The organism is Allobacillus halotolerans (assembly GCF_018967645.1).
Classification (GTDB): domain Bacteria; phylum Bacillota; class Bacilli; order Bacillales; family Alkalibacillaceae; genus Allobacillus; species Allobacillus halotolerans.
Genome location: NZ_JAHLZF010000003.1, coordinates 316 through 20,045, shown reverse-complemented (window position 1 = coordinate 20,045; position 19,730 = coordinate 316). Strand labels below are relative to the sequence as shown.

Here is a 19,730-nt window from a genome sequence, read left to right as displayed (position 1 = left end):
TTTTGAGTAAGCAAACAGGAATACAAACAGACAACAACACTACAAAAGCCAGTTGGCTATTATTAATTGGTGTTATTTTAATTGGATCAAATTTAAGGGTACCTATTACTTCAGTCGGGGCATTGATTACATTTATCCGCGATGATCTCGGAATTAGTAACTCTGTCGCAGGTTTAATTACAACATTACCGTTGTTAGCTTTTGCGGTATTTTCACCATTTACACCGAAGATCGCAAGAAAAATCGGTATGGAATGGACAATCGGCTTGTCGATGATGTTGCTGATCGTTGGGATTGCGATCCGCTCTATTACAGGCATTGGCTTTTTATTTATCGGAACTTTGTTTATCGGCTTGGCGATTGCCGTCGGTAACGTTTTAATACCAGCAATTATTAAAATGAGTTTTCCTTTTAGAATTGGGCTCATGACGGGTATCTATGCTGTATTTATGAATATTTTTGGCGCATTAGGTTCTGGATTGAGTGTACCAGCTTCCTCGATTGGCAATATGGGGTGGCAAGGTGCGCTAGGTGTATGGGGATTGCTTGCTGTCATCGCGTTGCTCATCTGGCTTCCTCAACTACGCAAAAAGGATGATTCGAACGCGGAAGTGAATGTACATACTCAGCCAAAAACGAATTTATGGCGTTCTCCGTTAGCGTGGGCTGTGACGGTATTTATGGGCGGACAGTCTTTAGCCTTTTATACATTAATTACGTGGATGCCGGACGTATTGAACTCAATTGGTTATGACGCTAGTACAGCGGGATGGATGGTCTTTCTATTACAAGCAGCCATCATTCCGACGACACTTGTCATGCCAATGGTTGCCGAGAAAATGAAGAATCAGGTCGGTTTGGCTATTGGAGCTGCTGTCCTGTTTATTATCGGGTTTTCTGGATTGTTGCTCGGTAGTATGGCGTTCGTTCCAATATCAGCCATTTTACTCGGGGTTGCTGGAGGAAGTTGCTTCAGCCTATCCATGATGTTCTTTACGTTGAGAACGAGAGACGGGAAAGAAGCGGCTGAATTATCAGGAATGGCGCAATCATTTGGCTACTTGTTAGCTGCAGTCGGTCCTGTCTTTGTCGGTACATTGTATGACATAAGCGGTAGCTGGACGATGCCAATCGCATTTTTAATCGTAATTTCAATCATCATTCTAATCGCAGGTGTTATTTCTGGTAAGGAAGGATTAGTCTCCGATCGATCTAAACAACAACATAAAAGAGATTTAGCTGGAGTTAATTAATCTAAAACAACGCTTGGGTATCGATTGCCTAAGCGTTGTTTTGTATAATCTTCTTTAGTTAAAGCTAACTTTATCGGAAGAAAACAGCATAGACGATAAAGCCTAATATCATGACAAGAAGAAGTATTCCAGTGCCTTTCCAACTTAGAGCGCCAACTAAATCAACGAGACTTCCATGTCTTCCTCTCTCCCAAGAATCTTTTGAAACGCCTTGAGGATTATCTTTCCATTCTTGTTGTCTTAATCGTTCTCTTCTTTTTTCAGGTGTTCCATGTTCACTTCCCACTTGATCCCACCTAATCTTCATATAATATATTTCATAATATTTAGAAACAATTTTAACATACAAAGGCTGCTATATTCTGACTTTTACCCTCTTTATTTATGATTAAGGAGTACCGCGTGAAGGAAAAATATGGGATTCAAAAATATGTTAGACTAGTAATAGATGTGTATGTAAAAATACACGAGCTAGAATCATATTCAATCAATGCCATTCAGTTAACTCACGCTAGAAACAAGCTAGTGACAACAAGAAAAGGAAGCTGGAAACAAAATTGTTTAAGACAAAACTATTCAACACATTTAATCTTGCATTTTTGATTCTTATCGTTTTGACATTGTTTGTTGCAGGTTGCCAATCTGAAGATGTGGCTACAGAGGAAGAAGACCAGGATATTAATTACAGTGAAGAAGTAAACCATACAATTATTGGCATAGAGCCAGGTGCAGGCATTACTGTGACAACTGAAAAAGCCATTGATGAATATGAAAATTTAGAAGGTTGGAAGCTTGAGCAATCATCAACCACTGCTATGACAGCAGCACTTGATGATGCTATAGAAAAGGAAGAACCAATTATTATTACAGGCTGGAATCCGCATTGGATTTTTGCGAAGTATCCAGACATGAAGTATTTAGAAGACCCTGATAATGTTTATGGTGACGAAGAAGTGATTAAAACCCTTGCACGTAAGGGACTAAAAGAAGATATGCCTAATGCATATAAACTAATTGATCAATTTCAATGGGACATCGAAGATATGGAAGGGATTATGTATGAGACTCACCAAACGGGCGATGATTTGAAGGATGTCGCCAAGCGTTGGGTAAAAGATAATCCAGACAAAGTAGCGAAGTGGACAGAAGGTGTTGAGAAAACAGATGGAAAATCGATAGAATTGACATCAACACAATGGGATTCTGAACTATCAGCGACTTATGTTGTGGCAGAAGTACTAGAAGAATATGGCTATGATGTTACCGTAACACCTGTTGATTTGGCAATTGTTTATGAATCGGTTGCAAGCGGCGATGCCGATGCAACATTAGCGGTTTGGATGCCTATTACAACGAAAGCATTCTATGATAAACACGAAGGTAACTTTGACGACTTAGGTGAAAACCTTACCGGAGCTAAAATCGGTTTAGTCGTTCCCGAATATATGGATATTAACTCGATTGAAGATCTAGAGCCAGCAAAATAATGAGCATTTAAATAAAACGACTTGAACTCTCTAATGAGTTCGAGTCGTTTTTCATAATTCATCGTAATAATTCTTAAGAGACGGCTTTTAATCCTGTTACGCCAATAATTATAATGATTAAACTGATGATTCGTCCTAAGCTCTTTGATTCATTAAAGAAAATCATGTTTACAATTACTGCAGCCGCGGTTCCTATGCCGATCCAAACGGCGTAAGCTACACTGACCTGAAGATAATTAAAGGATGTATAGAGAAATAGAAATGCGCCGCCGAAACCACCGAAAAAGAGTAATGTGTTAAAAAGTGTTTTCCGTTCGCTGAATTTATTTAACCCAATAACGCCAACTAATTCGAGTATGGCTGCAAAAGATACGTAAACCCAACCCATATTAAGCACCTCCTTGTTCAGGTTCTAATTTTGATTCAGGTTTTTGATCTGCTAGGTTTAAAGCAATAACGCCGATGACAAGGATACTGATAAATAATCCTTTTTCCGCACTGAACGATTCTCCAAAAATAAAGACATCCATTAGCGAAGTACCAACTGCGCCGGCAGCTGCGAAAACAGCATACACCGTTCCTGTCGGTAATGACTCACATGCTTTTGAGAGAATAATAAAGTCTAAGACTATGATAGGAATAATAATTGCCCAATGCCACCAAGCAGAAGCGACGTTGAATCCGAAAATCCAAAATAATTCTAATAAACTTGTTAAGCTGACATAAAACCAAGCTCTTTTCATAAAAATTTCCTTCCTCATATGTGATTAGATTTAATTTAAATTTTTAGTGAATGAACGTCAGTCATTTTCAGATAAAATAAAAGGACGCTACGTGTGAGCGCCTAAAGCTTTGATCAAAAAGTAATATAATTCTTTTTGGTGTTCTTTGACAGCCTCTGTCTCTTGCTGATCATAAAGATATGCTTGCTCTGCCGCTGATTCAATCGTTCCGACTATAATTTTAGCAGTATATTTCACATTTAGTTCGGAATCAATTACCTGGTCTTTCATCCCGTTTCGCAATAGCTCTTCTATCCATTCGTATAAAGGGGCATAGATAATTTCCCAATTACCTACATACTGCGTTTGTGTTAATCCGGTGTATAGCAGTTTCGTAAGCTCTTTATATGTTTCTGTTAAATCGAAAATGACATGAATGATATCATTGATCTGCTGCTGAATAGGGCCACCGCTTACTTTTTTATTAAGACCTTCTAGTATTTTGTTGACCATCACTTCAGCAATCGCAGGCATAACTGCTAATTTAGAAGAAAAGTATAAATAAAAAGTCCCTTGAGCAATACCCGCTTTCTTTACAATCTCTGAAATTGTTGCTTTTTCAATTCCTTTTTCGGAGAAAACATCAATTGCCGATTGAATGATTCGTTCTTTTTTATCGATGCGACTCACGCCCTTCTTTCCGAAATGACTGACTGTCATTCATTTCAATTATATACCGATTTTTAGGAAAATCAACTGATAAGATCGATATGTTTCCACTTCATAATAAAGACGAGCGGATTTGCTACTGCATTCATGTGAATCCTTCAGTGTTAATTAGCGCATCTTCAGTGTTGATCCGTAAACCTTCCGTGTTAACTCACGGAGTTTCAGTGTTAATTCTCGAACCTTCAGTGTTAACCCGCTACTTTTCAGTGTTAAGCAACCTAACTATAAAAAAAGGCACCGACCGAAGTCTAAGTAGTTCACTTACCGTGGAGAAAAATGCAAATCACATATTAAATGGGGTTGTGTTTATATAAAGAAAACACAAGGTAATTGAATAACACACAAAAACGCAGGGTAATTCTTCAAGAATTCTTACTGCGTTTATTTTATACCTACTTATTACACTAAAGCCCTCGATAATTGAATAGTGTTATCCTTGCTCGTACTCAATTGTCTCCTTTATATAGGCAGCGTCACCTTTATCAATATTATAAAAATTCATATAGCCCCAATCTGGTCCAATGCGGCGACCTATAATTGCTCCTTCATCTGTGAACCATAATTTTGAGTCAATTAAACCTACCGAAGCCTTTGGATTGTTTACTTCAATATATATATCTGGATTATCTTCATCTACATTTACATTTTCTGTTTTCTCTTTGTTTATATAAATCATAAGAAACCTTTCAATTATTGATGGGTTTTCTACATCTGTGAAAATATTGTAATAATCAACTCGATTGAGGTGGTTACTGTTCTGATAACCAATTCTTATTTCCTTCGTCACTTCGTTTGTGTTTATACTACCTGTTAAATAACCGACAATAAATATCATGATAGCAACAAGAACAACACCCATTATTTTTAATAGTTTATTCACACACGTCTTCTCCCCCCAAAAATTTCTTATTCCACATAACTGCCCTGTTAGTTAAAAAACATAATTTTCTAAATATTACACTTATATTACCAAAAAAAGCCTATAATATAAACTAGGTGCTAAATATTATGCTAATTTTCTTGTTAAATTGTATAAAATCCTTTTATCAATAAAAAATAGCAAACCAATTTGAATGTTAATTAGCTTGCTATTTACGCTTCTAATTTAAATTTTCTACCGCAAGGGAACTACTTAGACCGAAGTCAGTGACCGTATTATTGATCGTTCACAGCTTACAATTGTGTTTACTGTGCAGTCAATCCGCCATCGATTACAAATTCTGAACCTGTTGAATAGCTAGATTCATCAGATGCTAAGAATAGCACCATGTTGGATACTTCTTCAGGCTGTGCGACACGCTTCAATGGAATGCTTTTCGAGAACTCTTCCACCGCTGCTTTTGTATCTTCTTGAACAACCATTGGTGTAGCGATGACACCTGGGTGTACAGAGTTTACGCGAATGCCCATTGGCGACAAGTTAAGAGCAGCTGCTTTTGTCATACCGCGAACGGCGAACTTCGTATCTGTATAGCCGATTGCTCCTCCAACTAGGCCGTTCATTGAAGAGATGTTAACGATTGAACCGCTACCTGCTTTTTTCATAGATGGTGCTACTGCTTTCATTCCTAGGAATACAGATACTTGGTTTATTTCAACCGTACGCTTGTATTCTTCCAATGTAAGGTCGAACAGGCTTTTTGCCATTGTAATTCCAGCGTATTCACTAGTATGTTGGCTGGGCCAAATGTTTCTTCTGTTTTCTCAATGACAGTCGCCCAATCTTCTTCAGACGTTACATTTTGTTTCACGAAAAGAGCATTTTCGCCCAGTTCAGTTGCTAATGCCTCGCCTTTTTCTTCGTTCAAGTCTGTTAGTACGACTTTTGCTCCTTGTTCAATGAATAACTTTGTGTGGGATGCACCCATACCTTGTGCTGCCCAGTAATGATTGCTACTTTATTTGCTAAACGACTCATAGTTAATCCTCCTTGAATAATAGTGTGCAAGATTTCTTCGATGTCTTTACACTTTCATTTAAAACGAATATGGAAGCTCGTTCAATTATTTTGCTCTGCTTAGGTAAAGTGTTTTTAATCGAAAAATTCGGAATGTACTACAAGGAGATAATCGTTTTAAAGTTATTAAAAAGTCGTTAAAAATTCATTGACTTATCAATTTAAACATAAGATAATAATATTTGAGATTGAGAATGATTATCATTACCAACAAGCATTCTAGGAGGGAACGATATACCATGTACAAAAAAGTATTGCTTTATAGCTTTCTGTTCTTATCAATGATTACATTAGCTGCTTGTGGTGGAGAATCCACTGACGGTGGAGATGAGTCAGAGAAGGAAAAAGAAATTAACCTTTATACGAGTCGTCATTATGATATTGATGATGAGCTTTATAAACAGTTTGAAGATGAGACGGGAATTAAAGTGAACGTCATTGAAGGTAGTGCTGATGAGCTAATTGAACGTATGAAACGTGAAGGCGAGCAAACAGCTGACTTATTCTACACAGCAGATGCTGGGCGTTTACATCGTGCGAAAGAGCAAGACTTGTTGCAGAGCGTTGAAAGCGATGTTTTAAGTGAAAATATTCCTGAAAAACTAACTGACGAGGACAACACATGGTTTGGATTGACGAAACGTGCACGCGTGATCGTTTATCATAAAGACCGTGTTGACCCAAGTGAACTATCTACTTATGAAGATTTAACAGATTCAAAATGGGAAGATCGTATTTTGATTCGTTCTTCTGAAAACATTTACAACCAGTCTCTTGTTGCTTCATTTATTGAGTTGGACAGCCGTGAAGATGCGAAGCAATGGGCTGAAGGTATTGTCAAAAACATGGCTCGTGAACCACAAGGTGGCGACCGTGACCAAGCTAAAGGCGTAGCAGCAGGTGAAGGTGACATTGCTGTCATGAACACTTACTATCTTGGCGGAATGTTAAATTCAGATGATCAAGAAGAAGTGAAAGTCGCTGAACAATTAGGCGTGTTCTTCCCGAACCAAGATACGACTGGAACGCACGTGAACGTTAGTGGTATCGGGGTAACGAAACATGCTAAAAACAAAGAAAATGCTGTTAAACTAGTTGAATTCCTTTCTTCTAAAGAAGTACAGGAACAATTTGCGAGTGCAAACTATGAATATCCTGCAAACCCTGAGGTAGAACCTGCCGACACATTAAAAGAGTGGGGCGAGTTTAAAGAACAGGATATCAACTTATCCAAACTCGGTGAAAACAATGCAGAAGCAGTGAAGATTTTCAACGAAGTAAATTGGAAATAAGACAGTTGGTCAGGTTGTTTATAAATTAAGCAGCCTGATTTAACTATTTTTCCTTACAAAATTGTGCAGTAAATTGTATGATGGGTGATGTGGTTGTTGAAAGGCGTGAATGTGTTGAATTGGTTTAGAAATATAAAAAGCAATTGGAACACTTGGACAATATTAAGTATTTTATTTATCGTCATTATACTATTGCCGAGTTTATCCATCATCCTACAATTTGCTGCAGAAACAAATGAAAACTGGCTTCACATAAAAGAATATATGCTGAATACGTATATTGTTAATTCAGTCATACTTGTATTATTTGTTGGATTATTCACAGCAATTATCGGTTCGAGCTTAGCTTGGATCATTTCTGCTTACGACTTTCCACTACGCGGATTTTTTCAATGGGGACTGATTCTACCCTTGGCAATCCCGCCGTATATCGGTGCTTATACGTATCATGGAATTTTGAACTATACAGGCGTGATTCAAACGACGTTACGAAATCAGTGGGATATCACGGTGAACCAGCAATACTTTAATATTATGAACATGCCTGGCGCAATTTTTATCTTTGTGATTTTTTTATTTCCATATGTATTCACAATAACAAAGGCTTTTCTCGCCAGACAGTCTACAGCGCTAATTGAAAATGCCCGAATACTGGGAACGAGTTCGTGGCGTATATATTACCGAACGGTATTGCCTATTGCGAGAGCATCGATAGTAGCCGGTGTAAGCTTGGTAATCTTGGAAGTGCTCAATGATTATGGGGTCGTTAAATATTACGGCATCCAAACATTTACAACGGCTATTTTCCAAACGTGGTTTGGGCTAGGCGATCTTGATTCCGCCATTAAATTATCGGGTACATTAATGCTTCTTATTTTAGGCTTGCTCGTTCTCGAAAGAGTATTACGTGGTCGTAAGCGGTTTAGTTTTACGACGACGAAAGTAAGGTTACTGCAACCTGTTAAACTACAAGGTAAACGGAAATGGCTCGCTTTCGGTTATTGTATGTTTGTTTTTGGTATTGCGTTCATCATTCCTTTTATTCAATTGATCTATTGGGCGATGTTAACGTATGATCAAAGCTTTTCAGTAGAATTTTTACAAGTAATTGGTAATACTATAGGTGTTGCGTTCGTAGCAGCGGCGATCATTACGATTATGGCTGTTGTCATCAGTAACGTCTCCAGACTCAATCGAGGTTTATTCTCAAAAGTATTTCCGAAGGTTACGATATTGGGTTATTCGATTCCAGGGGCAGTCATTGCTGTAGGAGTTGTTTCTCTTTTCATCGGTTTAGATAAACAAATTTATGAATGGGGATTTACTTCTTCGTATATATTGAGTACAAGTATCGTTATGTTAATCTTCGCTTATATCGTGCGGTATTTAGCTGTCGCTTACAATTCTGTTGAATCCGGTTTTGAGCGCATTGGCACTCAGTTTACAGATGCATCACGAATACTTGGAAACAACGTGACGAAATCCTTTTTCAAAGTGGACATCAAGCTAATTAGAGGCGCCATTTTCGGCGGATTTATTTTAGCTTTTATTGATATTCTGAAGGAATTACCGTTAACATTGATTTTGAGACCATTTAACTTTGAAACACTTGCGACGAACGCTTTTAATTATGCGACGAATGAAATGATTCACGAAGCGGCGTTGCCGTCCATCTTAATTATATGTATCAGTGCGATTTCAATTTATGCATTCCATCATGTGTTAGAAAGGGAGTAATTCGATGTTTGTAAACATAAAAGACTTGTCTTTTAAATATCCAAATGCAACTACTCATTGTCTTGAATCGTTTAATTTAACGATTCAAAAAGGTGATATCACGACGATTTTGGGAGAATCCGGCAGTGGAAAAAGCTCGTTGTTACGCTTAGTTGCTGGACTCGAAATGCCTGAAAAGGGAAGTATATCTGTAGATGATCAGTTGATGGCCGGTCCGTCGACATTTGTACAGCCTGAAAAAAGAGGCATCGGCATGGTTTTTCAAGATTATGCATTGTTCCCTCACTTAAAAGTAGAAGATAATATCACATTTGGTTTGCATAAATGGACTCGCAAAGAGAAAAAACAGCGCTTGAATGAAGTCATTGAGTTAGTGAACTTAAAAGGTTATGAAAAGCGGTACCCTTATGAATTAAGTGGAGGACAGCAACAGCGAGTGGCATTAGCACGAGCTCTTGCGCCAAAACCGAAATTGCTACTCTTTGATGAACCATTCAGTAACTTAGATGCTGACTTACAGCTTAAGATCAGAGAAGAACTACGTCGAATCTTAAAAGCGACAGGTGTCACATCGATCTTTGTAACCCATGATCAAGACGACGCACAAGCGTTGGCGGATCAAATTGTCGTTTTAAGAGATGGTAAAATCATTGATTTAGGTACACCACGCGATATCTTTGGTACAGATTGTGATTTCTCCGATCGCATAGCTGTTAAACCAAGAGTTTTATCGAAGGTTTAATAACACTGCATAAAAAATAACGTTAGCGAGAAAATGATGAGCCACCTGTCTAAGATCAAAGTTCAAAAGTTCAGTTGGTCGATGTCGAGCAAGAGAGATTTATTGAGCAAGAAGAAATTCTAATCGATAACAAAGAAAATAGAAATAAAATCTACCGCTTATTACTCGAAAGATTTCAACAACAAGAGGATTCCTATTTATTTGAATATTTTTTAAAGGAATGGACAGAAAACGAAGAGAATCAATTTACAAATATGTTCTTTAAAGATCAGTCTGTTATCTTTAAGTTTGATAAATATGAGGTGACTTCAGGTGCTGCCGGGTCTCCTGAAATCTCAATTCCTTTTCATAAAATGGAAGAAATATTTACGGACGAATGGAAAGAAAAAATTGATTTTAATCTTACGGAAGATCCGGAGCCAAGCAGAGAAGATGAATCGGAAACACCGAAGCCAAGTAAAAAGGATGATCCGGGTAAAGAATCAAAAGAAGATACAAATTCGAATAAAAAGAAAGTCGCGTTAACATTCGATGACGGTCCACATCCGACGAACACATTGGAGATTCTTGAGTTATTGGATAAACATGATGCGAAAGCTACGTTCTTCATGTTAGGAAACAGGGTTGATTTCTATCCAGATATTGCGAAAGTCATTGCGGAAAAAGGTCATGAGCTGGGCAATCATACGTGGACACACAAAGACTTAACGACACTCGGGCAAGAAGAAATCAGTGAGGAAGTTGCAGTGACGAATGAAGTGATACGAAACGCGACAGGAGAAGAACCGACTGTTTTCCGTCCGCCATATGGAGCGGTTGATGACCATGTCAGAGAAGTTCTTGGGCTCCCTCCGACGTTATGGACAATTGACACATTGGATTGGAAATCTCGTGATCCTAATCAAATCGTTAAAATCGTTGAAGACAACGTGAGAGATGGCTCCGTGATTCTTATGCACGATATTCACGAAACAACTGTAACAGCAGTAGAGAGAATTTTAAGCTCATTAGAAAAAGAAGGATATGAATTTGTGACGGTTTCTGAAATAGAATCCAATTGACAAATGACATTTGATTAAAAAATCCGAACGACGATTCTTGAAATAAACGAATCGGTTCGGATTTTTTTAGATGACATTAGGCTTAGTTTCTTCCTTAGATTAATAAAATAACTTTGGACCATGCGTATGGGTATTTGATAAGTGTTGTTTCTTTTTTCTTTTTGGATTGGACTTTTTGGCTACTAACGAATCGCAGGAGTCATCGAATTGAAAAGGGATGACTTGTTCATAAGGTGGTGGCGTGAGTTTAACATTTAAAGAGTTACGATAAGGTGTATCGATGCTTCGGTTTTCCGTATCTCGATTTCTTTGCAATTGTCTTGTCACAAGCTCACCGACTTGACTGCCAAGCCGTAATCCTTGCTCATTATCAATCGGGAAATGCACGCCAGCATATAACCTCGATTGTGCCGCTTCTTCTGCTAATTGTTGAAGCTGTCTTCTTTCAGCCGGAAAGTAATAAGACAAAATAACTGCAGCTGCACCAGCAACTGCTGCGTGCCCAGATGGATAAGTAGGATGTCTTGGTGTGCAAAGGAACGTAGCCAATTCATCATCTAACTGATTTGGACGGGCAACTAGCCATTTAAATTTGTAAAACCATGTCACAACAAACGCATCGTTTAATCCAGCGTGCAAAGCAGCTAAAATTCTTGCGCCTCTAGGGGCTTCGACGCCATAAGCATCGATGAGTTGATCTGCTATTGGCGTCCACTGCTTTGTGGCCACGCCCGTTCCCCAGTATGTCGCAATGGCCTTCTGTTCTCTTGTTAAATTTCGTAACGTTCTTTGTACAATCGGTAATTCTCGATACCAATTGATCGTATTTGGATGGCGTACTTGAAAAGGGATCGTTTCACCAGTAAAGGTAGATACCTATTTTTCATCTTCCAACCGAATGAAATATGTCGTCCAGCTTCCTGCAAAAGGAGCTTCGGGATTTTCAACAGGTCTTGATTCCCCCGCGTAAGGGAGTTCATCCTAACGAGGGTAATTCGTCGTTCTGGATTTGCTCAATGTGATGCACCTCTCTTTTAAAAACCTTTATAGTTATCATATGTCGTTATATCACTGTGGTATAGACTGATAAAGGTGGAATTCTTTATAGTTAAAATAAAAGAGAGGAGGGGTTATAAAAGATTTCCGTACACTTACTGAGTAGTTTTCTTTATATTAATCTTGTAATTCATTTTTGAGTATGATAGTCTTAACACAATATATTGATTTATTTTCAGTTAATTTGAACTATATATAGTAATTTGAAGTTACGGTGACATATTTGTCTTAAAAGGGAATCCAGTGAAATGCTGGAACTGCCCCCGCAACTGTAAGTGTGTCCGGTTAGACGTCCACTGTATTGCTCGTTTCACGATGACAATATGGGAAGGGCTCTAATAAATGTTAAGCGCACGAGTCAGGAGACCTGCCATAACTTGAAAGTTTCATTTCTCCGGGGTGAGGGATTATGAAACGATAGAAAAGTATGCATACGTGGATATTTCTGTCGTTTTATAGTCGTTCAACTCGTTGAGAGGAACGGCTATTTTTTGTTGGAATTAAAGAGGAGGGACGATGGATGATTACGGAACTAACAGTAAATGAGGAATCCATACGACAAACGATTGATGAAGCGGCGGACGGACTACCGATCGAAACAGGTCCATATAAAGAGAAGTCATTAAAAAGTATTCAACCAGACATGGATCATGAAAAAATAACAGATCTATTGATTAAGAATGCCCTTGAAAATATCGATGAAGCAACTCCGGATTGGAAGTATGTTGCAGCAAGGCTTTATTTACGTGAGCTTTATAAAAAGGCAGGAGAAAACCGGAGCGTCGATCCACATATCGGCTACGGGTCTTTTTATCATCTCATCCAAACGTTAACGGAAAAAGGGATTTACTCGGAAGCGATATTAACGAAATATACAAAGGATGAAATTGATCATTTTCAAACGATCATTGATCCTAAAAAAGACATGTTATTTGATTACTTAGCGTTATATACATTGGCTACACGCTATACGGCGACAGATCATAATAAAAATGTATATGAATTGCCTCAAGAACGTTGGATGATGATCGCGATGTATTTAATGCAAGATGAGCATCTTGAGAAGCGAAAAAAGCTTGTTTCTGAGGCGTATTGGGCATTAAGTAATTTATACATGACGGTCGCCACGCCAACGCTGAATAATGCAGGAAAAACACATGGCCAACTATCCAGTTGTTTTATCGATACAGTGGAAGATAGTTTGCAGGGCATCTACGACAGCAATACAGACATTGCCAATCTATCGAAAAATGGTGGTGGTATTGGTGTATACATGGGGAAAGTAAGAGCCCGTGGAAGTTCAATTAAAGGATTTAGTGGAATGTCCAGTGGCATCGTGCCGTGGGTGAAGCAGCTGAATAATACAGCAGTGAGCGTGGATCAGTTGGGTACGCGAAAAGGAGCAATTGCTGTTTATTTGGACATTTGGCATCAAGATATTGAATTGTTTCTTGATTTGAAATTAAACAATGGTGATGAGCGCATGAGAGCACATGATATTTTCCCAGGTGTGACGCTTCCAGATTTATTTATGGAAACCGTGGAAGAGCGTGGTGATTGGTATTTATTTGATCCACATGAAGTGAAACAAGTCATGGGCTTTTCATTGGAAGATTTTTATGATGAAGAAGAGGGAAGCGGATCATTCAGACAGAAATACAATGAATGTGTTCAAAATGACCAATTGAGTAAGAAAAAAGTGAAAGCGATCGATTTGATGAAGCGAATCATGCGCTCACAATTGGAATCAGGTACACCGTTTATGTTTTACCGAGATGAAGTGAATAGGCAAAACGTCAATTCACATACAGGAATAATTTATTGTTCTAATTTATGTACGGAGATTACACAAAATCAATCTCCGACTGAACTAGTGGAAGAATATATTGAAGAAGAAAATACGATTGTTAAAAAATACAAAGCAGGCGATTTCGTTGTTTGTAACCTTAGTTCAATCAACCTCGGTCGTGCAGTGCCTGACAATGTCATTGAGCGGTTGATCACGATTCAAGTCCGTATGCTTGATAACGTTATTGATTTAAATAATCTGCCGGTCAAGCAGGCAGTCGTGACCAATCATAAGTATCGCGCCATCGGACTTGGAACATTTGGTTGGCATCACTTACTGGCACAGAAAAATATCGAATGGGAAACAGAGGAAGCTGTTCAATACGCCGATGAACTATACGAAAAAATAGCTTACTACACGATTAAAACAAGTGCAGATTTGGCAAAGGAAAAAGGAAGTTATCCATATTTTGAAGGCAGTAAATGGAGTACTGGAGAATATTTTGACCAAAAGGGTTATTCAAACGAGCAGTGGACGGAATTAAAAGAAGCCATTCAAAAGCATGGGATTCGAAATAGTTATCTAATGGCTGTTGCACCGAATTCTTCTACATCAATGATTGCGGGCTCAACAGCAAGTATCGATCCCGTCTTTAAACCGTTTTACAGTGAAGAGAAAAAAGACTTTCGTATACCTGTGACAGCACCTGATCTTGACCATCATACGTATCACATTTATCGTCGTTCGGCTTATATTCTAGACCAGCGTTGGTCTGTGACACAGAATGCAGCTCGTCAACGACATGTCGATCAAAGTATTTCGTTTAACTTTTATGTGCCTCATACAATAAGAGCGTCCATCTTGCTTAATCTTCATTTACAAGCATGGAGGGAAGGGTTGAAAACGACTTATTATGTTCGTTCGACAGCGAATGACGTCGAAGAGTGTGAGTGGTGTGAAAGTTGAGGGTCATCATTCCTTATTTATCTTACAGCGGAAACACGAAAGAAGTAGCCGAGTTAATCGAGGAACGATTAAAGAAGCAAAATGTTTTTGTAGACATGCACTCGATCGGAATTAGTCCTCCGTTTGACCCGATGGATTACGATTTAATATTTCTCGGTACATTTACATGGGATTACGGAGGTGTACCTGAGGAAGTGAAAGATTTTATTTTGGAAATTGGATATAAATCTGATCATATTGCTGTCTTTGGTACGGGGGATACTCAATTCGGTGGCGAGGAATTGTTCTGTAATGCCGTAAACAAGCTGACGAAGTTTTATCACAGTAAATGGCCGGGATTAAAGATCGAACAATCGCCTAGAGGAAGTCAGGAAGAAAAAGTACACAAATGGGTTGAAGGAGTGTTACAGCATGGAAAAATCTTTGCTTGAAAGAGCGAAAACACTTGAACCGCAAAACCCGAATAAATCAACAGGATTATTTGGTGGGCAATCAAGTGGGATTTTAAATTGGAATGATATCGCTTATCCACATTGGTATAAAATGTACAAGCGACTATTGGGGAACTACTGGCAAGCGGATGAAGTGAATATGTCTGGTGACGTCAAACAGTTCTCAAACTTAACGGCTGCTGAACAAGAGGCCTACTTAAAAATCATCGGACTACTGTCGACGCTTGATGCACCACAAACGAGAACGGCATTGCTCATCTCTTTATATGCAACAGACGCTTCTGTGCAGTCCATTATGGCGGTTATTGCCCAGCAGGAAGCTGTTCATAATGAAAGCTATTCATACGTGCTTTCTTCCGTAGTTTCATTGGACGAGCAAAATGAATCATTTCAACACGGAAGAAAAGATCCTGTTCTTCTGAAGCGGAATGAGCAGATCATGCATCAATACAATCAATTTGTTGAAGAGCCGACGATTGAAAACATCTTGAAAACATTAGTTTATACGTCATTATTGGAAGGCATGTTTTTCTATTCCGGTTTTGCCTTCTTCTATAACTTAGCACGGAAAAACAAAATGGTCGGTACATCCACGATGATCAGCTATATTAACCGCGACGAGCTTGAACATGGTCGTTTTATTGCCGAACTGTTCCGGGCAACTTTAGCTGAAAATCCTGAACAGAATACGAGTGAACTGACAGAGTGGGTATACACGCATTTTCAACAATCCGTCGAGCTCGAGATTGAATGGTCACATTATGTTCTTCAAGATGTGGAAGGAATTGATCTCGACGAAATGGCAGGCTACATCAAATACCGTGCCAATAAAATGTTGCGGATGATGGGACTTCATGAAATTTATCCTGAACATGTCGAAAACCCAATGAAGTGGATTCGTGCCTATGTCGATAATTTTGATGGTACGAAAACAGACTTCTTCGAACAAAAATCCAGACAGTATACGAAAACAAGTGACTTGAATGGGTTTGATGATTTGTAATTGAATGCAATATCTAAGAAAAAACAATTGAAGCGCCGAACGTAATCAGATGTTCGGTGCTTTTTTTATTCAAAAAAAATAACTTGTATACAAAATACTTGTATACAAAATACTTGTATACATGATATACTGTAAAAAATAAAACATTCAGAAAATTAAAAAGGTTGGTGGTGGTAATGGAGAAATTCGATTGCTTACATTTTATTCTCGGAAAGGCACTACAACAAGTAAAGCAGCTCAGTAAAGAAAAGTTGTCCTCATACGGAATAACATCCGTCCAGTTTGGAGTACTTTATTTCCTTTGGAAAAAGGATGGTCAACTTGGTTCGGAATTAGGAGAGCGCCTACAAATGGACAGCGCAACTGTAACTGGAATTATTGATCGATTGGAACAAGGTGGTTTTATTGAGCGTAGACTCGATTCTAGTGATCGTCGCAATCGTTTTGTGTTTTTAACAGAAAAAGGTCGTCTTCTAGAAGAACCACTAAGTCACAAAATGGATGAATTAGATTCGGAGTTACTGTCACAGTATGATGAAGAAAAAGTTCAAGAATTTAAGCAAATGTTATTTGATATTGGTCTAGGTCTAAAAAAAGGAACAAAAGCAGGTATGTTTTATTGAAATAGTCGTTATAGAAGTGAATTGTACATTTGATAGCAGAAAAATGAATGCGGTTTCATATTGAAAAGTATATCAAGGTGGAGGGGATTCAGTGAAAAACAAAGTAGTAATTGTAACGGGTGGCAGTAGCGGCATGGGGAAAGCCATGGCTAAAAATTTTGCGCAAGAAGGTGCGAAAGTCGTCATCACTGGGCGTTCGATGGAGCGTTTACAGGCCGCTCAAGAAGAACTTGAACAAGTCGAAGGGCAAGTTCTTTGTGTGGAGATGGATGTTCGCGATCCGGACAAGGTGCAATATACCATCGAGGAGACGAAAAAAAGGTTCGGTGAAATTGATTTTTTAGTGAATAACGCAGCAGGAAACTTTATGTGCGCGGCTGAGGATTTATCGATCAATGGTTGGAACTCAGTCGTAGACATCGTATTAAATGGAAGCTGGTATTGCAGCCAAGCTGTCGGAAAAGAGTGGATCAAAACCGGAAAGAAAGGCCGTATTTTAAATATAGTCACCACTTATTCATGGACAGGGGGCGCCGGTGTCATACATTCCGCCAGTGCCAAAGCAGGTGTCTTGGCAATGACACGAACACTAGCCGTCGAATGGGGAACGAAGTATGGCATCTGTGTAAATGCTATTGCTCCTGGACCGATTGAAGATACGGGTGGAGCTGCTAAACTTTTACAATCAGAAGAGGCTCGAAAACAAGTACTTAAAGGAGTGCCTCTTGGCAGACCAGGTAGACCCGATGAGATTGCAGGTCTAGCGAAGTTTTTATTTTCAGCTGAGGCAGACTACATCAATGGAGAATGTATCACGATGGATGGAGGAGCTTGGCTCAATCGTAGTCCATTTTAATTAGGTGTATTTCTTAAAAATACTTAAGCGATGAAAGGAATGTTTATTAAATGGAACATATGTTGTTCAGTGATCCAATTGTGTTGAATGCTAAGCGTTATGGAGAGAAAGAGGCCATTTCGTTTAAAGGTAAAAGATTTACGTACGCGCAATTTAATCAGCGGATCAATCAATTGGCACATGCTTTACAAAGTGAAGGGATTCAAAAAGGCGATAAAGTAGCATTTCAATTGATGAATTGTAACCAACTATATGAGGTGATATTTGCTTGTGGAAAAATCGGTGCAGCTTACGTTCCGGTTAACTCGCGTTTTGTATCACAGGAAATTAAGCATGTTTTGGACGATTCCGAATCCACTGCTCTGATTTTCGACAGTCGATTTTCCGATGAAGTGAAAGCTATACAAGACCAAGCAAATTATACTCATCACTATATAAGTGTCGGTGAATCCGAAGTGTCTTCATTTGAATATGAACAGTGGATTTCGCAATTTCCTACTGACGAGCCAGTCCCTTCAGAACCATTGAACGAGTTGGACATCTTCTGCATCATGTATACGGGCGGAACGACAGGGCGTCCCAAAGGTGCTGTCCGTTCTCACCGGAGTTTATATTTGGTTGCATTGCTTTTCAGTATCGAATTTTCAATTGGGAGAGGTGGCAAAGGATTAGTTGCGGGACCTGCATATGGTGCTGCTGCACTTTCCATATCAATACCAAATTTCTTTGTCGGTAACCCGGTTCATATTATAGAAAAGTTTCATCCGGTGGAAGTTTTGGAAGCCATCGAGCAAGAAAAACCAACGACTACGTTCTTGGCACCTCCAATGTTTGATGCTATTTTTGCCTTACCAAAAGATGTACGGGATAAGTACGATGTTTCATCTATGAAAAGTCTAATATCTGTAGGAGCTCCGTTACACACGAGTACGAAAGAAAAGGTTCTATCTTTCTTTGAATCTTCGGAGTTAAACGAATTTTACGGGGCAACCGAACTCGGTGGTGCTGCAAACTTGTTTCCAGAAGATCAAAAAAGGAAAAATCGTTCTGTAGGATTGCCGATGCTTGGAATGGATATAAAACTGCTTGATGATGATGGCGAAGAGGTCAAGCAAGGTGACGCGGGAGCTTTTTATGTGAAAGGTATAACTTTATGTGATGAATATTATAAGCGTCCAGAAGCTACAGAAGAAGCCTTTAAAGATGAGTGGCTCGGACTAGGTGACATGGGCATCCAAGATGAAGAAGGCTATTATTATATCGTCGATCGAAAGCAAGATATGATTCTATCAGGTGCGATTAATGTTTATCCAGCTGAAATTGAAGAAGTGTTACATGAGCATCCGAATATTGCGGATGTTGCAGTGATCGGTGTCCCTCATGAAAAATGGGGCGAGGTAGCGAAAGCCATTGTAGTTCCACGTGAAGAAGAAAAAGCAGATGCTGAAGATATTCTGGAATTTTGTAACGGAAAGCTTGCGAAATTCAAAATACCTCATTCAGTGGAATTTACAGATGAATTACCTCGTAGTCTTCAAGGTAAGTTATTAAAATATCAAATACGAGAAAAATTCATGGAAGAAAAAGCCAAATGATGAATAAGAAAACCTTGCACGCATAAAAAGCGGCAAGGTTTTCTTATTCATTTAGACGTTTTTTAACTCGGTTAATTTCTTTCTGAATTAACATTTCTTTGCGGTATTTCTTCTTCGCTTGCTCAATCGATTTGTTCATTAACGTTTCTTTATCCAATACAGGTTGGTTTTTATTTAAATGATCCACCACTCTTTTCTTCAGTTCTTTGAAAGATTGATCATCCACTGAATCACCTCTTTTTTATCGATTTAGGCGAGAAGACTCCATCCTCAGGCGAAGCCAGGGTGGAGATGAATCGCCTTCGGACAAAAGATGACAATCGTCATCTTCCTTGTCCGAAAATAAGGTTATTACTTCCCAAAACACAAGCTGGTAGTGTATAATGAGAACATACGTTTTCTTGTTAGGA

Annotated in this window: 19 protein-coding genes, 1 pseudogene and 1 riboswitch; of the genes and pseudogenes, 12 read left to right on the top strand and 8 right to left on the bottom strand. The window is 38.8% G+C overall.

Annotated elements, in window-relative coordinates:
* Window positions 1–2 precede the first annotated feature (2 nt).
* Complete coding sequence (locus KQ486_RS03020; protein WP_216686762.1) at window positions 3–1,253, top strand: CynX/NimT family MFS transporter; 1,251 nt, start codon at window positions 3–5, stop codon at window positions 1,251–1,253.
* A 70-nt stretch (window positions 1,254–1,323) separates the two neighbouring features.
* Here KQ486_RS03020 and KQ486_RS03015 read toward each other — a convergent pair whose 3' ends face one another.
* On the bottom strand, window positions 1,324–1,539 hold the full coding sequence (locus KQ486_RS03015; RefSeq protein WP_375713313.1) for a DUF6366 family protein: 216 nt from the start codon (window positions 1,537–1,539) through the stop codon (window positions 1,324–1,326).
* Window positions 1,540–1,810: 271 nt separating this feature from the next.
* Here KQ486_RS03015 and KQ486_RS03010 point away from each other — a divergent pair, with 271 nt between their 5' ends.
* Window positions 1,811–2,740, top strand: a complete 930-nt coding sequence (locus KQ486_RS03010; protein WP_216686760.1) for a glycine betaine ABC transporter substrate-binding protein — start codon at window positions 1,811–1,813, stop codon at window positions 2,738–2,740.
* Window positions 2,741–2,813: 73 nt separating this feature from the next.
* On the opposite strand, the gene KQ486_RS03005 is transcribed toward KQ486_RS03010, so the two are convergent.
* The 5 genes and pseudogenes from KQ486_RS03005 to KQ486_RS02985 all read right to left on the bottom strand — a co-directional run bounded on the left by KQ486_RS03005 (window position 2,814) and on the right by KQ486_RS02985 (window position 6,109).
* Window positions 2,814–3,128 (bottom strand): DMT family transporter, encoded by a 315-nt coding sequence (locus KQ486_RS03005; protein ID WP_212370563.1) that lies wholly within the window; start codon window positions 3,126–3,128, stop codon window positions 2,814–2,816.
* Between the two features lies 1 nt (window position 3,129).
* Window positions 3,130–3,483 carry a DMT family transporter gene (locus KQ486_RS03000; RefSeq protein ID WP_212370561.1) on the bottom strand — a complete coding sequence of 118 codons (354 nt, stop codon included), beginning with the start codon at window positions 3,481–3,483 and terminating at the stop codon, window positions 3,130–3,132.
* Between the two features lie 87 nt (window positions 3,484–3,570).
* Window positions 3,571–4,152 carry a TetR/AcrR family transcriptional regulator gene (locus KQ486_RS02995; RefSeq protein WP_274236430.1) on the bottom strand — a complete coding sequence of 194 codons (582 nt, stop codon included), beginning with the start codon at window positions 4,150–4,152 and terminating at the stop codon, window positions 3,571–3,573.
* 469 nt (window positions 4,153–4,621) lie between these two features.
* A complete protein-coding gene (locus KQ486_RS02990; protein ID WP_216686759.1) occupies window positions 4,622–5,071 on the bottom strand; it encodes a hypothetical protein in 450 nt (149 codons plus the stop codon).
* A gap of 305 nt (window positions 5,072–5,376) precedes the next feature.
* Window positions 5,377–6,109: pseudogene (locus tag KQ486_RS02985) on the bottom strand (glucose 1-dehydrogenase).
* Between the two features lie 278 nt (window positions 6,110–6,387).
* On the opposite strand from KQ486_RS02985, the gene KQ486_RS02980 reads away from it, so the two are divergent.
* From KQ486_RS02980 to KQ486_RS02965, 4 genes are all read left to right on the top strand, one after another.
* Window positions 6,388–7,440, top strand: a complete 1,053-nt coding sequence (locus KQ486_RS02980; protein WP_216686758.1) for a Fe(3+) ABC transporter substrate-binding protein — start codon at window positions 6,388–6,390, stop codon at window positions 7,438–7,440.
* Between the two features lie 105 nt (window positions 7,441–7,545).
* Window positions 7,546–9,177 (top strand): ABC transporter permease, encoded by a 1,632-nt coding sequence (locus KQ486_RS02975; RefSeq protein WP_274237437.1) that lies wholly within the window; start codon window positions 7,546–7,548, stop codon window positions 9,175–9,177.
* 4 nt (window positions 9,178–9,181) lie between these two features.
* Window positions 9,182–9,919, top strand: a complete 738-nt coding sequence (locus tag KQ486_RS02970) for an ABC transporter ATP-binding protein (protein WP_216686756.1) — start codon at window positions 9,182–9,184, stop codon at window positions 9,917–9,919.
* Window positions 9,920–9,993: 74 nt separating this feature from the next.
* Window positions 9,994–10,980, top strand: a complete 987-nt coding sequence (locus tag KQ486_RS02965) for a polysaccharide deacetylase family protein (protein ID WP_216686755.1) — start codon at window positions 9,994–9,996, stop codon at window positions 10,978–10,980.
* 99 nt (window positions 10,981–11,079) lie between these two features.
* Here the strand turns inward: KQ486_RS02965 and KQ486_RS02960 are convergent, their stop codons facing one another.
* Window positions 11,080–11,709, bottom strand: a complete 630-nt coding sequence (locus tag KQ486_RS02960) for a vanadium-dependent haloperoxidase (protein ID WP_216686754.1) — start codon at window positions 11,707–11,709, stop codon at window positions 11,080–11,082.
* A gap of 522 nt (window positions 11,710–12,231) precedes the next feature.
* A riboswitch (cobalamin riboswitch) is annotated at window positions 12,232–12,425 on the top strand.
* A gap of 131 nt (window positions 12,426–12,556) precedes the next feature.
* Here KQ486_RS02960 and KQ486_RS02955 point away from each other — a divergent pair.
* The 6 genes from KQ486_RS02955 to KQ486_RS02930 all read left to right on the top strand — a co-directional run bounded on the left by KQ486_RS02955 (window position 12,557) and on the right by KQ486_RS02930 (window position 19,320).
* Entirely contained in the window at window positions 12,557–14,791 is a 2,235-nt protein-coding gene (locus KQ486_RS02955; protein WP_216686753.1) for a ribonucleoside-diphosphate reductase subunit alpha, read from the top strand.
* Window positions 14,788–15,222, top strand: a complete 435-nt coding sequence (locus KQ486_RS02950) for a flavodoxin (RefSeq protein ID WP_216686752.1) — start codon at window positions 14,788–14,790, stop codon at window positions 15,220–15,222. Before KQ486_RS02955 ends, KQ486_RS02950 begins: the two co-directional genes overlap by 4 nt.
* The gene (locus KQ486_RS02945; protein WP_144088392.1) at window positions 15,203–16,246 is read left to right on the top strand and encodes a ribonucleotide-diphosphate reductase subunit beta; all 1,044 of its coding nucleotides are present in this window, start codon (window positions 15,203–15,205) and stop codon (window positions 16,244–16,246) included. Before KQ486_RS02950 ends, KQ486_RS02945 begins: the two co-directional genes overlap by 20 nt.
* Window positions 16,247–16,422: 176 nt before the next feature.
* Complete coding sequence (locus tag KQ486_RS02940) at window positions 16,423–16,869, top strand: MarR family winged helix-turn-helix transcriptional regulator (RefSeq protein ID WP_144088391.1); 447 nt, start codon at window positions 16,423–16,425, stop codon at window positions 16,867–16,869.
* Window positions 16,870–16,960: 91 nt separating this feature from the next.
* Window positions 16,961–17,725, top strand: a complete 765-nt coding sequence (gene fadH, locus KQ486_RS02935; RefSeq protein WP_216686751.1) for a 2,4-dienoyl-CoA reductase — start codon at window positions 16,961–16,963, stop codon at window positions 17,723–17,725.
* Window positions 17,726–17,775: 50 nt separating this feature from the next.
* Window positions 17,776–19,320, top strand: coding sequence for a class I adenylate-forming enzyme family protein (locus KQ486_RS02930; RefSeq protein ID WP_216686750.1), 1,545 nt, complete (start codon window positions 17,776–17,778; stop codon window positions 19,318–19,320).
* Between the two features lie 43 nt (window positions 19,321–19,363).
* On the opposite strand, the gene KQ486_RS02925 is transcribed toward KQ486_RS02930, so the two are convergent.
* Window positions 19,364–19,546 (bottom strand): hypothetical protein, encoded by a 183-nt coding sequence (locus KQ486_RS02925; RefSeq protein WP_216686749.1) that lies wholly within the window; start codon window positions 19,544–19,546, stop codon window positions 19,364–19,366.
* Window positions 19,547–19,730: the final 184 nt, after the last annotated feature.

Excerpts from the sequence above, each read along its gene's own strand:
- KQ486_RS03005 (WP_212370563.1), bottom strand. The coding sequence starts at position 3,128 with ATGGGTTGGGTTTACGTATCTTTTGCAGCCATACTCGAATTAGTTGGC.
- KQ486_RS03000 (WP_212370561.1), bottom strand. The coding sequence starts at position 3,483 with ATGAAAAGAGCTTGGTTTTATGTCAGCTTAACAAGTTTATTAGAATTA.
- KQ486_RS02980 (WP_216686758.1), top strand. The coding sequence starts at position 6,388 with ATGTACAAAAAAGTATTGCTTTATAGCTTTCTGTTCTTATCAATGATT.
- KQ486_RS02970 (WP_216686756.1), top strand. The coding sequence starts at position 9,182 with ATGTTTGTAAACATAAAAGACTTGTCTTTTAAATATCCAAATGCAACT.
- KQ486_RS02955 (WP_216686753.1), top strand. The coding sequence starts at position 12,557 with ATGATTACGGAACTAACAGTAAATGAGGAATCCATACGACAAACGATT.
- KQ486_RS02945 (WP_144088392.1), top strand. The coding sequence starts at position 15,203 with ATGGAAAAATCTTTGCTTGAAAGAGCGAAAACACTTGAACCGCAAAAC.
- KQ486_RS02940 (WP_144088391.1), top strand. The coding sequence starts at position 16,423 with ATGGAGAAATTCGATTGCTTACATTTTATTCTCGGAAAGGCACTACAA.
- KQ486_RS02930 (WP_216686750.1), top strand. The coding sequence starts at position 17,776 with ATGGAACATATGTTGTTCAGTGATCCAATTGTGTTGAATGCTAAGCGT.